Origin of the sequence: Pseudonocardia kongjuensis, assembly GCF_039526905.1 — a bacterium.
GTDB classification, from domain to species: Bacteria; Actinomycetota; Actinomycetes; order Mycobacteriales; family Pseudonocardiaceae; genus Pseudonocardia; species Pseudonocardia kongjuensis.
In genome coordinates, this window is sequence record NZ_BAAAJK010000007.1 from 310,469 (window position 1) to 324,091 (window position 13,623).

General features: G+C 75.9%; 11 protein-coding genes. 7 read left to right on the forward strand and 4 right to left on the reverse strand.

Going from position 1 to position 13,623, the window contains the following annotated elements; translation table 11 throughout:
• Nucleotides 1-108: 108 nt before the first annotated feature.
• Nucleotides 109-798, forward strand: coding sequence for a response regulator transcription factor (locus tag ABD160_RS11775; RefSeq protein ID WP_344021454.1), 690 nt, complete (start codon nt 109-111; stop codon nt 796-798).
• 19 nt (nt 799-817) lie between these two features.
• On the opposite strand, the gene ABD160_RS11780 is transcribed toward ABD160_RS11775, so the two are convergent.
• Entirely contained in the window at nt 818-2,902 is a 2,085-nt protein-coding gene (locus ABD160_RS11780) for an ATP-binding protein (RefSeq protein WP_344021456.1), read from the reverse strand.
• A gap of 107 nt (nt 2,903-3,009) precedes the next feature.
• Here ABD160_RS11780 and ABD160_RS11785 point away from each other — a divergent pair, with 107 nt between their 5' ends.
• The 4 genes from ABD160_RS11785 to ABD160_RS11800 all read left to right on the forward strand — a co-directional run bounded on the left by ABD160_RS11785 (nt 3,010) and on the right by ABD160_RS11800 (nt 7,508).
• Complete coding sequence (locus tag ABD160_RS11785; RefSeq protein ID WP_344021458.1) at nt 3,010-3,600, forward strand: SACE_7040 family transcriptional regulator; 591 nt, start codon at nt 3,010-3,012, stop codon at nt 3,598-3,600.
• Between the two features lie 136 nt (nt 3,601-3,736).
• Entirely contained in the window at nt 3,737-5,539 is a 1,803-nt protein-coding gene (locus ABD160_RS11790) for an FAD-dependent oxidoreductase (RefSeq protein ID WP_344021460.1), read from the forward strand.
• Entirely contained in the window at nt 5,536-6,597 is a 1,062-nt protein-coding gene (locus ABD160_RS11795; protein ID WP_344021462.1) for a maleylacetate reductase, read from the forward strand. Before ABD160_RS11790 ends, ABD160_RS11795 begins: the two co-directional genes overlap by 4 nt.
• Entirely contained in the window at nt 6,594-7,508 is a 915-nt protein-coding gene (locus ABD160_RS11800; RefSeq protein ID WP_344021464.1) for a dioxygenase family protein, read from the forward strand. The genes ABD160_RS11795 and ABD160_RS11800 overlap by 4 nt, the downstream gene beginning before the upstream one ends.
• Nucleotides 7,509-7,535: 27 nt before the next feature.
• Here the strand turns inward: ABD160_RS11800 and ABD160_RS11805 are convergent, their stop codons facing one another.
• Together ABD160_RS11805 and ABD160_RS11810 are read right to left on the reverse strand one after the other, a co-directional pair.
• On the reverse strand, nt 7,536-8,504 hold the full coding sequence (locus tag ABD160_RS11805; RefSeq protein WP_344021466.1) for an AraC family transcriptional regulator: 969 nt from the start codon (nt 8,502-8,504) through the stop codon (nt 7,536-7,538).
• A 37-nt stretch (nt 8,505-8,541) separates the two neighbouring features.
• Nucleotides 8,542-10,527, reverse strand: coding sequence for a heavy metal translocating P-type ATPase (locus ABD160_RS11810; protein WP_344021468.1), 1,986 nt, complete (start codon nt 10,525-10,527; stop codon nt 8,542-8,544).
• Between the two features lie 101 nt (nt 10,528-10,628).
• On the opposite strand from ABD160_RS11810, the gene ABD160_RS11815 reads away from it, so the two are divergent.
• Together ABD160_RS11815 and ABD160_RS11820 are read left to right on the forward strand one after the other, a co-directional pair.
• On the forward strand, nt 10,629-10,946 hold the full coding sequence (locus ABD160_RS11815) for an ArsR/SmtB family transcription factor (protein ID WP_344021470.1): 318 nt from the start codon (nt 10,629-10,631) through the stop codon (nt 10,944-10,946).
• An 84-nt stretch (nt 10,947-11,030) separates the two neighbouring features.
• The gene (locus ABD160_RS11820) at nt 11,031-11,870 is read left to right on the forward strand and encodes an alpha/beta fold hydrolase (RefSeq protein WP_344021472.1); all 840 of its coding nucleotides are present in this window, start codon (nt 11,031-11,033) and stop codon (nt 11,868-11,870) included.
• A gap of 63 nt (nt 11,871-11,933) precedes the next feature.
• Here ABD160_RS11820 and ABD160_RS11825 read toward each other — a convergent pair whose 3' ends face one another.
• Entirely contained in the window at nt 11,934-13,592 is a 1,659-nt protein-coding gene (locus ABD160_RS11825) for a putative PEP-binding protein (RefSeq protein ID WP_344021474.1), read from the reverse strand.
• Nucleotides 13,593-13,623: the final 31 nt, after the last annotated feature.

The window sequence follows — 13,623 nt, forward strand, 5'->3', positions numbered from 1 at the left end:
TTAACGAACACTAACAGGTTAGCGGTCGTTAACACCGGGCGTCCAGTCCCGGGCGCCCGGGACGGTCTGCTCAGGCCGGTCACAGTCTCGGTCACTACGGTGGGACCCGTGCGCCTGCTACTGGTCGAGGACGAGAAGCCGCTCGCCGAGCTCGTCCGGCGCGGTCTGGCCGCCGAGGGGCACGAGGTGGAGGTCGCGCACGACGGCGACACCGGCCTGCGGTACGCGCTGTCCGGCCGGCACGACGTGATCGTGCTGGACATCATGCTCCCCGGCCTGTCCGGGTACCGGATCCTGCAGCACCTGCGCGACCGCGGCGTGTGGACGCCGGTGCTGATGCTCACCGCGAAGGACGGCGAGTACGACGAGGCCGACGCGTTCGATCTCGGCGCCGACGACTACCTGACCAAGCCGTTCTCGTTCGTCGTGCTGCTGGCCCGGCTGCGCGCGCTGCTGCGCCGCGCCGGGGAGGTCGCGCCGAGCGTGCTGCGGGTCGGCGACCTGTCGCTGGATCCCGGCACCCACCGGGTGCACCGGGGCGACGTCGAGATCTCGCTGACCCCGCGCGAGTTCGGCGTGCTGGAGCACCTGATGGCACACACCGGGCAGGTGGTCACGAAGACCGACATCCTGCGCTCGGTGTGGGACGCGCACTACGACGGCGAGGTCAACGTCGTCGAGGTCTACGTCGGGTACCTGCGCCGCAAGATCGACACCCCGTTCGGGACGCACAGCATCGAGACGCTGCGCGGGGTCGGCTACCGGATGTCCGAGCCGAGCCCGGCGCCGCCGCGCTGAGCCCGCGCCCGGCTGCGGCTCAGCGGGTGCGGTCACCGGCCCGGCGGGGCGGGTCGCCCGGCTCGGCGGCCGGGCCGCCCCGGTACACCGGGATCGGCCGGGTGGCGTTCTCGTCGTAGGGGCTGGCGACGGTGTCCGGGCGGATCGGGACCTGGGTCGGCACGTGCACCGCGGGGGTGCCGTGGGCGCCGTTCACCGGCGGCGGGCCCGGACGGACCCCGTTCCCCGGGCGGCGCTGCGGGCCCGGGTGCGTCCCGTTCACCGCAGGCTGCGGGCCGGTCCGTGCCCCACCGGCCGCAGACCACGGCCCGGACGGCCGGGCGGGCTCGTCCCACCACCCGGCCGGGGCCGGGACGCCGCGCGGCGGCGTCGGGGCGGGCCCGGGCCGCGGTCCCGGATCGGTGATCGCCGGATGCGATCCCGCGGGCACCGGCTCGGCATCGGGCCGCCCCGCGCGGGCGGGCTCGGCGGGCCCGGCCGGGTCGGCAGCGCCCTCGGCGGGATCGGCAGCGCCCTCGGCAGGATCGGCAGCGCCCTCGGCACCCTCGGCAGGATCGGCAGCGCCCTCGGCGGGATCGGCAGCGCCCTCGGCGGGATCGGCGGGATCGGCGGCCGCGGCGTCGGCGACGGCCGGGACCGTCACCCGGAACCGGGCGCCGCCCAGCTCCGGCGAGTCCAGCGCGGCGACGGTGCCGCCGTGCGCGGCGACCAGCTCGGACACGATCGACAGCCCGAGCCCGGAGCCGCCGTCACCGCGCGAGCGGGCCTCGTCCAGCCGCACGAACCGCTCGAACACCCGGCTGCGGTCGGCCTCGGGGACCCCGTTGCCGTCGTCGTCGACGTCGATCACCGCGACCCCGTCGGCGGCCCGCACCGACACCGCCACCGTCGACGCCGCGTGCCGCTTGGCGTTGTCCACCAGGTTCCGGACGATCCGCACCAGCTGGCCGCGGTCGCCGACCACCCGCACCGGCTCGGTCGTCACCCGCACCGCGACGGCGGCGTCGGCGGACGGCCGGACCCGCTCGGCCTCGGCGATCTCGTCCAGGTCGACCTCCTCGCGGCGGGGCGCGATGCCGCGCTCGTCGGCGCGGGCCAGGAACAGCAGGCCCTCGACCAGCCCGGTCAGCCGGGCCGTCTCGCCGCGCAGGGTGTCGACGGTGGCCCGGTCCGCGGAGTCCGCCGGCATCCCGGTGCCGAGCAGCTCCAGCCCGGTCGACACGGTGGCCAGCGGGCTGCGCAGCTCGTGGCTGGCGTCCGCGACGAACCGCCGCTGGGTGGTCTGCGAGGACTCGATCCGGCCGAGCATCTGGTTCATCGTGCGGGCCAGGCGGCCGACCTCGTCCCGGGCCACCGGCTCGGGCACCCGCTGGGAGAGGTCCTTGTCGCCCATCCCGGCCACCCGGGTGCGCATCTGCTCGACCGGGCGCAGCGCCCGGCCGGCGAACAGGTAGGTGAAGTAGCCGGTGACCAGCACCAGGATCGGCACACCGCCGAGGACCAGCCAGCCGACGGTCTCCACCGCCTGGTGCACCGGCCCGAGCTCCTGGGCGGCGTAGACGGTGATCGGCCTGCCCTGGGCGCGGGCGCCGATCCCGACGACCATCATCTCCTGGACCTCGACCTGGTCCCCGCCGGCGGTGTCCGGCCCGACCCGGACCTCGATCGGGACGTCGGTCTCGTAGCGCTTCTCGTCCGGCGCCAGCAGCCAGTCGACGATCTTGGGCTGGCCGTCCAGCGGGTCCGAGGAGCCGATGACCTGGACGTCCTCCTGGTCACCGTTGGACCCGACCATCCAGTCGGGGGCGTTGGTCTCGTCGCTGTAGGCGGTGACCACCTGGACGATGTCGGTGCGCTTGCCGGTCGCGTCGATCGCGTTGCGCTTCGCGTCGCCGGTGGCGGAGAAGTTCGCCTCGATCCGGTTCGCGAGCTGATCGGCGTTCGCCTCCAGCGCGCTGCGGGTGTTGCTCTTCAGCGTCTGGTCCAGCAGCAGGACCAGCGACAATCCCGCGACGACGAGCACCACCGCGACCGCCGCCGCGGCGGCCAGCGCGGACGCCGCGCGCACGCCCGTGCGCTCGCGCAGCCGGCCGAGTGTGCCCATCACACCGACGAGGGTATCGGCGACCACCTGTGCGCCGACTGAGACGAGGCGCGCACCACCCGGCCACGTGGGTGAACGAACGTTAACCGGAGCGCTACGATCGGACGATGGCCGCCCCGGACACCACCCCGACGCGGCGCGAGCAGATCCTCGCGGAGGCCGCGCGGCTGTTCGCCCGGCACGGCTTCCACGGGGTGAGCATCGCCGACCTGGGCGCGGCCGTCGGCGTCAGCGGACCGGCCCTCTACCGGCACTTCCCCGGCAAGGAGGCGCTGCTCGCCGAGATGCTCATCGGCATCAGCGAGCGGCTGCTCGACGGCGGGCGGGCCCGGGTGCACCACGACGACCCGCGGGACTCGCTGGAGGACCTGGTCGACTTCCACATCGGCTTCACCACCCGCGAGCCGGAGCTGATCGTGGTGCAGGACCGGGACCTGGCGAACCTGCCGGAGGACCCGCGGCGGACCGTGCGCCGGCTGCAGCGCACCTACGTCGAGCTGTGGGTGGACACCCTGCGCCGCGTGCACCCCGGCGTCCCGCCGGCCGACGCGCGCACCGTCGCGCACGGCGTGTTCGGGCTGCTCAACTCCACCCCGTACGCGCCGCAGGCGGTCCAGGGCCCGGCCCGCGGGACCGACGCCCGGGTCGCGGTGCTGCGCCGGATGGCACTGGCCTGCCTGGACGCGGCCCCCGGCTGAGCGCCCGCGCGGGCCGGTCCGAATCCGCCATCGGTGCGCGTTTCCGCCCAGTCCGCCGCCGACCGCACCGCGCACCGGGCCGGCCCGGTGACACTGGCCGCGGGCCGGCGTCCGGCCGGTCCGGGAAGGTGGAGCGATGCCCGAGTTCGACGACGGCCGGCCGGCGACGGAGCCGCCGACCGGCGCCACCGTGGAGACCGACGTGCTGGTGGTGGGATCGGGGCCGGCCGGTGCGGCCGCCGCGCTGTTCCTCGCCACCCTCGGCGTCCGCACCATCATGATCACCAAGTACCGCTGGACCGCGAACACCCCGCGGGCGCACATCACCAACCAGCGGACGATGGAGATCTTCCGGGACATGGGCGTCGAGCAGCAGGTGCTCGCCGACGCCACCCCGCACGAGCTGATCGGCGACACCGTGTTCTGCACCTCGCTGGCCGGCGAGGAGATCGGCCGGATCCGGACCTGGGGCACCGGCGCCGACCGGTCGGGCGACTACCGGCGCGCCTCGCCGTGCCTGACCGTCGACATCCCGCAGACCTACCTGGAGCCGGTCCTGGTGCGCAACGCCACCGAGCGCGGCGCCCAGACCCGGTTCTCCACCGAGTACCTCTCGCACGTCCAGGACGCCGACGGCGTCGACGTCGAGGTGCTCGACCGGCTGACCGGGCACCGCTACCGGATCCGCGCCCGCTACCTGATCGGCGCCGACGGCGCCCGCTCCCGGGTCGCCGCCGACATCGGCCTGCCGTTCGAGGGCGCGATGGACATCGCCGGATCGATGAACATCACCTTCCGGGCCGACATCGCCGAGCTGTGCGCGCACCGGCCGTCGGTCCTGTACTGGGTGATCCAGCCGGGCTCGGACGTCGGCGGCATCGGCGCCGGGCTGGTGCGGATGATCCGGCCCTGGGACGAGTGGCTGGTCGTGTGGGGCTACGACATCGCGGGCGAGCCGCCGCAGGTCGACGACGCCACCGCCGCCGGGATCGTCCGCAACCTGCTGGGTCTGCCCGAGCTCGACGTCGAGATCACCGGCAGCTCGCTGTGGGGCAACAACGAGATGTACGCGACCCGGCTGCACACCGGCCGGGTGTTCTGCGTCGGCGACGCCGTGCACCGGCACCCGCCGAGCAACGGCCTCGGCTCCAACACCTCCGTCCAGGACTCCTACAACCTCGCCTGGAAGATCGCCGCCGTGCTGCGCGGCCAGGCCGGCCCCGGGCTGCTGGACACCTACTCCGCCGAGCGGGCGCCGGTCGCGGAACGGATCGTCACCCGGGCCAACCGCTCCAGCCGCGAGTTCGCCGACCTGTTCGTCGCGCTCGGCGTCACCGAGGCCCGCAGCGAGCAGGAGATGATCGAGCGGATCGAGGAGCGCAGGCGCAACACCCCGGCGGGCGCGGCCACCCGGGCCGCCCTGGTGCGGGCGATGGAGCTGAAGAACTACGAGTTCAACGCGCACGGCGTCGAGCTCGGCCAGTTCTACCGCTCGGCGGCGATCGTGCCGGACGGCTCGGAGCCGGAGGAACCCGACGGCGACCCGGACCTGTACCACCGGCCGTCCACCGTGCCCGGATCGCACCTGCCGCACGCCTGGGTGGGCGACAGCACGCGCACCCGGGCGATGCTCGACATCGCGCCCTACGACCGGTTCACCCTGGTCACCGGCATCGCGGGCGAGGCGTGGGAGGCCGTCGCGGCCGGTCTCGCCGAGGAGCTGGCGATCCCGCTGGACACCGTCGTCATCGGCCCCGGCCGGGCGGTCACCGATCTCTACTTCGACTGGGCCCGGCTGCGCGGGACCGGGGAGAGCGGCGCGCTGCTGGTCCGCCCGGACAAGCACGTCGCCTGGCGGGTCGCCGAGCTGCCCGACGATCCCGGGGCCGCGCTGCGGTCCGCGCTGACCGCCGTCCTGGACCGGCGGGACCGGTCGTGACCGGCGCCTTCGCGCACCGCACCCGGGCGCAGTCGGTGCGCTTCGCACCGGGCGACGCGGCCGCCGCGCTGGCCGAGGAGGTCGCCGCGACCGGCGCGCAGCGGGTGCTGGTGATCGCCGGGGCCACCGAGCGCGCGCTCGCCGGACGGCTCACCGCGGGCCTGCCGGTGGCCGGGCTGCACGACGAGGTCGTCATGCACGTCCCGGTCGACGTCGCCGACCGGGCCAGGGCGGTCGCCGCGCGGCTGCGGGCGGACCTGCTGGTGAGCGTCGGCGGCGGGTCCACCACCGGGCTGGCGAAGGCGGTCGCGCTGACCGGCGGGATGCCGATCGTCGCCGTGCCGACCACCTACGCCGGTTCCGAGGCGACCGACGTCTGGGGGCTCACCGAGGGCGCGGTCAAGACGACCGGCGTCGATCCGCGGGTGCTCCCGGTCGCGGTCGTCTACGACGCCGAGCTGACCCGCACGCTGCCCACCGCGGCCGCCGTCGCCTCCGGCCTCAACGCGCTGGCGCACTGCGTGGACTCGATGTGGGCCCCGCACAGCGACCCGATCGACCGGGTGCTCGCCGCCGAGGGCGCCCGCGCGCTCGCCGGTGGGCTGCCCGCCGTCGCCGGTGCGCCGCAGGACCGGGCCGGGCACGAGCAGGTGCTCTACGGCGCGTACCTGGCCGCGGTCGCCTTCGCCTCCGCCGGGTCCGGGCTGCACCACAAGATCTGCCACGTGCTCGGCGGCCGCTACGACCTCCCGCACGCCCCCACGCACGCGGTCGTGCTCCCGCACGTGCTGGCGCTCAACGCGCCCGCCGCCCCGGACGCCGGGCGGCGGCTGGCCGGCGCGCTCGGCCACGGCTCGGCGCTCGCCGGGCTGCTCGAGCTGACCGCCCGGCTGGGCGCCCCGCGCTCGCTGGGCGAGCTCGGGTTCCGGGCCGCGGACGTGCCCGACGCCGCCCGGGCGATCCTGCCCGCCGTCCCGCCGGACAATCCGGCGACCGTCACCGTCGCCGTGCTCGAGCGGCTGCTCGCCGCGGCGCAGGAAGGAGCGCAACCACGATGAGGATCGACCCGGCCCGGCCCGGCGTGGTGGGCGACCGGCAGCGGGCGATCGAGCAGGAGCTCGTCGACCGGGTCGTCGCCTCCTTCGGCGACGCCCCCGACGACCGGCTCCGCGAGGTGCTGACCGCGCTGACCCGGCACCTGCACGCGTTCCTGCGCGAGGTGCGGCCCTCGGAACCGGAGTGGCAGGCCGCGATCGGCTTCCTGACCGCGGCCGGGCACATCACCACCGACCGGCGCCAGGAGTTCATCCTGCTCTCCGACGTGCTCGGCGCGTCGATGCAGACGATCGCGATCAACAACGAGGCGGTCGGCGACGCGACCGAGGCGACCGTGTTCGGGCCGTTCTTCGTCGAGGACGCGCCGCGGATCGAGCTCGGCGGTGACATCGCGGGCGGCGCCCCCGGCCGTCCCTGCTGGGTGGAGGGCACGGTCACCGACACCGCCGGGAACCCGGTCGCGGGCGCCCGGATCGAGGTCTGGGAGGCCGACGAGGACGGCTTCTACGACGTCCAGTACGACGACGGCCGGACCGCCGGGCGCGCCCACCTGTTCACCGGCGACGACGGCGGCTACCGGTTCTGGGGGATCACCCCGGTGCCGTACCCGATCCCGCACGACGGCCCGGTCGGCGCGCTGCTCGACGCGAGCGGCCGCTCGCCGATGCGCGCGGCGCACCTGCACTTCATGGTCACCGCGCCCGGGCTGCGCACCCTGGTGACGCACATCTTCGTGCGCGGCGACGAGCTGCTGGACTCGGACGCGGTGTTCGGGGTGAAGGAGTCGCTGGTGCAGGACTTCGTCGAGCAGCGGCCGGGCACGCCGGCCCCGGACGGACGGGATCTCGGCGACCGCAGCTGGACCAGGGTGCGGTTCGACATCGTGCTGGCGCCCGCCCCGGGGGACGGCTGACCGCCGGGCCCGCGGCGCGCGCCCGGCTCAGCCGGAGCAGACGGTGCGCGCGGCGGCGGCCCGGCGGCGCACCTGGGAGGGGCGCTCGCCGAACCGGGCGGTGAACTCGCGCGCGAAGTGCGCGGTGCCGCGGAACCCGCACCGGCCGGCGATCTCGGCGACCGTCAGGGCGGTGCCCGCGGGGCCGCGCAGCAGCCGGTGCGCCGCCTCCAGCCGGTGGTCGAGCACGAACCGCGGGAAGCTCGTCCCGGCCGCGGCGAACACCCGGGACAGGTGCCGCACGCTGATCCCGGCCGCGGCGGCGACCTGCGGCGCGGACAGGCCCGGATCGGCCAGGTGCCGCTCGACGTAGGACTGCGCGACGGCCCGGTGGGTGGCCGCGGCCGCGCCGCGGCCGGTGGGCCCGAGCGCCGCGACCAGATCGAGCACGGTGGCCTCGTCGACCGGCCGCGGATCGTCGGTGCGCACCGCGGCACCGATCCGCCGGGCCAGCACCTCGGCGACCGGATCGGCGCCCGGGGCGAAGTCGCGCAGGACCGGCTCGCGCGGCGCGTCGATCCCGCTGGTCTCCCGGAACAGCCCGCGCGGGATCCGGACGACGAGCTCCTCCAGGCCGCGCGAGAAGCCGCGCAGGAACGGCCGGTCGGCGTCGCACATCAGCAGCTGGCCCGGCCGGACCGTCCGGACGCCGTCGTCGTGGTAGAAGAACGCCTCGCCGGCCAGGCTGAAGAACAGCCCGACCGAGTCGGTCGGCCGGCGCCGGATCAGCTCCTGGTCACGCTCGACGACGTGCGCCGAGCCGCGCACCCGGGCCAGGTGCAGCCTGCCCAGCCGGCCGTTGATCTCGGAGGCGTCCAGCGCCCGGCCGGTGATGGTGCGGCAGCGCAGGCCGATGAGCGCGTCGGCGTTGTGGTCCTCCCACAGGGCCAGGCGGCGGTGCTCCGGCAGGCCGGCCGTGGAGAACTCGGCCGGCGCCCAAGGTGTGACCTCGGACATGCCGGGAGTGTAGCCGGGAGGCGGCCGGCCGTGACGATCACGAGCGTCCCGCGGCGACCGGCTCGCGGTGCGGTGCCGCCGCCGGGGGTGCACCGTCCCGCCGGGCCCGCCGGTCCGCCCGGCGGGTGCCGATCAGCAGCCGCAGCCCGTTCAGGCAGACCAGCAGGGTGGACAGCTCGTGCCCGGCGACGCCGACCACCAGCGGCAGCGTGCCGATCAGGTCCCAGGCCACCAGGACGACGATCACCGACGCGGCGAACGCCAGGTTCGCCCGGGCGATCCGGCGGGCCCGCCGGGCGAGCTCGACCAGCGGGGCGAGCGAGCCGAGCGGGTCCCGGGTGAGGACGCCGTCGGCCGCCTCCAGCGAGAGCGCCCCGGCACCCAGCGCCTCGTCCCCGGAACCGGAACCGGAGCGGGCCGGGCCGCCGACGACCAGCCCGACGTCGGCGCCGGCCAGCAGCGGGGCGTCGTTGATCCCGTCGCCGACCGCCAGCACCCGGCGGCCGGCCGCCTGCCGCTCCCGCAGCACGGCCACCTTGTCCGCCGGGAGCAGCCCGGCCCGCAGCCGGGTCAGGCCGAGCCGCCCGGCGAGCACCCGGGCCGGGGCGGGCGCGTCGCCGGTCAGCACCTCGGGCTCGCCGACGGTCCGGCGCAGCGCGTCCAGTGCCTCCCCGGCGCCGGGTCGCGGCTCGTCGGACAGTCCGAGCACGCCGGCCGGTTCGCCGTCGGCGAGCACGACGACCGCGGTCCGGCCGTCCCGCTGCAGTTCGCCGACCAGGTCGTCGAGCACCGGATGCGGCCGGCCCGCGAGCTCGGGCCGCCCGACGGCGACCTCGGTCCCGCCGACCGTGGCGCGCACGCCCTCGCCGGGGACGGCGGCGAAATCCGACGCCTCGGGCAGGTCGAGGCCGCGGTCCAGGGCGTGCCGGCGCACGGCGCGGCCGAGCACGTGCTCGCTGCCCGCCTCGGCGGCCGCGGCCAGCGCCAGCACCCCGTCCGCGGTGCGCCCGCCGAGCGGGGTCACCGCCACCACCCGCGGGCGGCCGGAGGTGAGGGTGCCGGTCTTGTCCAGCACCACCGCGTCCACCTCGGCGAGCGCCTCCAGCACCGTGACGTCCTTGACCAGCGTCCCGCGGCGACCGGCGACCGCGATCGCGGCGAGCAGCGGCGGCATCGTGGCGAGCACGATCGCGCACGGCGAGGCGACGATCATGAACACGATCGCCCGCAGCAGCGTCTCGGAGAACCCGGCGCCGAGCAGCAGCGGCACCGTCAGCAGCAGCACCGTCGCCGCGACGACGAGCACCGAGTAGCGCTGCTCCACCCGCTCGATGAACAGCTGCCGGTCGGCCTTGGTCTCGGCCGCCCGCTCGACCTGTGCGGCGACCCCGGCGACGACGGTGTCCGCGGCGTCGCGCAGCACCCGGACCCGCAGCACGCCGGTCCCGTTGACGGTCCCGGCGAGCACGTCGTCGCCGGGGGTGGTGCGGACCGGCACCGGCTCGCCGGTCAGGCCGGCGGCGTCCACCTCGGACACGCCGTCGAGCACCCGGCCGTCGCCCGGGATCCGCTCGCCGGGCCGGACGACGACGGTCGCCCCGGCGACCAGCTCGGCCGCCGGGACCTGCCGCTCGGTGCCGTCCCGATCGACCAGGGTGGCCGTCTCCGGCGCGAGATCGAGCAGCGCCGCGATCCCGGCCCGGGTGCGGGCGGTCATCACCGACTCCAGGGCACCGGAGGTCGCGAAGATGACGATCAGCAGGCCGCCGTCGAACCAGTGCCCGATCGACGCCGCCGCGACCGCCGCGACGACCATCAGCAGGTCCACGTCGAGCCGCCGCTCCGACAGCGCCCGGATGCCCTCGACCGCGGGCCCCCAGCCGCCGAGCGTGTAACAGGCGAGGTAGGCCGCGGTCACCAGCTGACCGGGGGCGCCGCCGAGATCGAGCCCGACGGCGAGCAGGAAGGCGACGAGTGCGGCCCCGGCCCAGCGGACCTCCGGGAGCGTGAGCGCGGTTCGCATGACTGGCACCATACCTGCGCATTTACGAAGATACGCAGGCAGCTGAAAAAGTAGCTGCATCGCCGGACCATCCGCGCAGTTCCGCAGGTATCCTCGGACCCGTGCACGAGTCGATCCCGGGCTTCGCGATGCCGGCCGACGGCGAGGTCCGCCGGGCGGCGGACTCGTTGCGGATGCTCGCCGACCCGACCCGGATCAAGATCCTCTGGGCGCTGCTGCAGGGCGAGTCGTCGGTCGCCTGCCTGGCCGACCTGGTCGGCGCCGCGCCGACGGCGGTGAGCCAGCACCTGGCCAAGCTGCGATTGGCCGGGCTGGTGGAGAACCGGCGCGAGGGGACCTACGTCTACTACACGGTCGAGGACCCGACCGTGCGCGCGGTGCTGGAACGTGTCCTGCACCACCAACCCGCCGGGAGCTGAGCCCGGGCGGGAATGCCACGGCGCGCAGCCGGGTAGTACTCCCACGTAATCAGTTGTGCGCAATCGATCAACGGAGGAGTCACCATGCCCCAACTCAGCATCGGTACCGAGAACGGCAGCCCGGTCGAGCTGCACTACACCGACCAGGGCTCCGGCGCCCCGGTCGTCCTGATCCACGGCTGGCCGCTGTCCGGCCGGTCCTGGGAGAAGCAGGTCCCGGCGCTGGTCGAGGCGGGCCATCGGGTCGTCACCTACGACCGGCGCGGGTTCGGCGAGTCCTCCCAGCCGTGGGACGGCTACGACTACGACACCTTCGCCGACGACCTGCACGCGCTGCTGGTGCACCTCGACCTGCGCGACGCCACGCTCGTCGGGTTCTCGATGGGTGGCGGCGAGGTCGTCCGCTTCGTCTCCCGGCACGGCACCGACCGGGTCGCGAAGGCCGTGCTGGCCGGCGCCGTACCGCCCTACCTGTACAAGTCGGACGACAACCCGGACGGCGGGCTCGACGACGCCACCATCGAGCAGTTCCAGGCCGGCGTGACCGGCGACCGGATCGCCTTCCTGGACGGGTTCACCACGAACTTCTTCAGCGCAGGCGGCGAGCTGCTGGTCAGCGAGCCGAACCGGCTCTACCACCGGTCCATCGCCGAGTTCGCCTCGCCGAAGGGCACCCTGGACTGCATCACCGCGTTCGGCCGCACCGATCTCCGCGGCGACGTGGCCGCGGTGTCCGAGGCCGGCATCCCGACCCTGGTCATCCACGGCGACTCGGACGCGATCGTCCCGTTCGAGGTGTCCGGCAAGCGGGCCCACGAGTCGATCGAGGGCTCCCAGCTGGTGCTGGTCGAGGGCGGCCCGCACGGGTTCAACGCCACGCACGCCGACGAGTTCAACGCCGCACTGCTGAAGTTCCTGGCCTGATCCGCACACCGTGGGGGCGGGGCCGGCGGTGCCACCGGTGGCACCGCCCCCACGGACCGGCGCTCAGCCCAGCGCGGCCACCGCGCGCCGCGCCGCGGCCGGATCGGCCGCCGCGCACGCCGCGCGGGCCCGGTCCGCGCACTGCGCCGCGGTCAGCCCGCCCAGCCGGGCACCCACCGCGGCGAGCGCGGCGGGCCCGGCCGACAGGCTCGCCACCCCCAGGCCGACCAGCACCGGGGCCAGCTCCGGATCGGCCGCGGCCTCGCCGCAGACGCCGACCGGGGTACCGGTGCGCGCCGACGCCTCGCCCAGCTGCCCGAGCAGACGCAGCAGCGCGGGCTGCCAGGGATCGTTCAGCGCGGCGACCGGGCCGGACTGGCGGTCCGCCGCGAACAGGTACTGGGCCAGGTCGTTGGTGCCCACCGACACGAAGTCGACCTCGGCCATGATCTCGTCGGCGGTCAGCACCGCCGCCGGGACCTCGATCATCACCCCGGCCGAGCCGATGCCGTGCTCCCGGCAGCGCTGCACGAACCAGCGCGCCTCCTCCGCGGTGGCGACCATCGGCGCCATCACCTTCAGCTCGGCGCCGGTCTCCGCGGCCGCCGCGGCCAGCGCCGTCAGCTGGCGGTCGAGCACCCCCGCACCGACGCCCGGCACCCGGGCGATCCGCAGCCCGCGCACCCCCAGCGCCGGGTTCGGCTCGCCGGCCAGGGACAGGAACGGCAGCGGCTTGTCCGCGCCGGCGTCCAGCGTCCTGGCGGTGACCGGCCTGCCGGCGAACGCGGCCAGCACCGCGGTGTAGACCTCGCGCTGCCGCGCCGCCGACGGCTCCTCGGTCGCGGAGAGGAACGCCAGCTCGGTCCGGAACAGGCCGACGCCCTCGGCGCCGGCCGCCGCCGCGGCGGCCGCGCCCGGCCCGTCCCCGACGTTGGCCAGCAGCGGCACCGCCCGTCCGTCGGCGGTGCGCCCGGTGCCGTCCCAGCCGGCGGCGACCGGCGCCGCCGCCGCGAACGCCGCCGCCTCGTCGAGCGTGCCGACCTCGCGGACCTCGCCGGTGCCGCCGTCCACGGTGATCGCGGCGCCGTCGGCCAGCCCCGGCGCGCCCGCGCACCCGACCACGGCCGGGATGCCCAGCGCCCTGGCCAGGATCGCGGTGTGGCTGGTCGGGCCGCCCTGCTCGGTGACCAGGGCGAGCGCGACGCCCGGCCGCAGGCCCGCGGTGTCGGCCGGGGCGAGGTCGGTGGCGACCAGCACGGCGGGCGCGTCCAGGTCGGCGACGCCCGGCGCGGGGAGCCCGAGCAGCTCGGCGACGATCCGGTCCCGCACGTCGCGGATGTCGGTGGCGCGCTCGGCCAGGTACCCGCCCATCGAGGCGAGCATCTCGGCGAACCCGTTCGCCGCCTCCCACACCGCGCGCGCGGCCGGCCGGCCGCCGCCGGTGACCAGCTCCTGCGCGTTCTCCAGCAGGGCCGGATCGCCGACCATCGTCACGGTCGCCTCCAGCACCTCCCGCGCATCGCCGGAGACGGTCGCGGCGCGCGCGGTCAGCCGCTGCGACACCACCTCGACGGCGGGCCCGATCCGGGCCGCCTCGGCGGCCGGGTCCGCGGGCGCGGGCCCGGCGGCCGGCTCGCCCGGCGGCTCGGCGACGCGCACGACGCGACCGCCGGCGCGCCCCGGGCTCGCGGGGATTCCGTTCAGCGTGCTCAGTACCGGCATGGAGGGCTCCCGTGGGTGACGTCGACGTGAC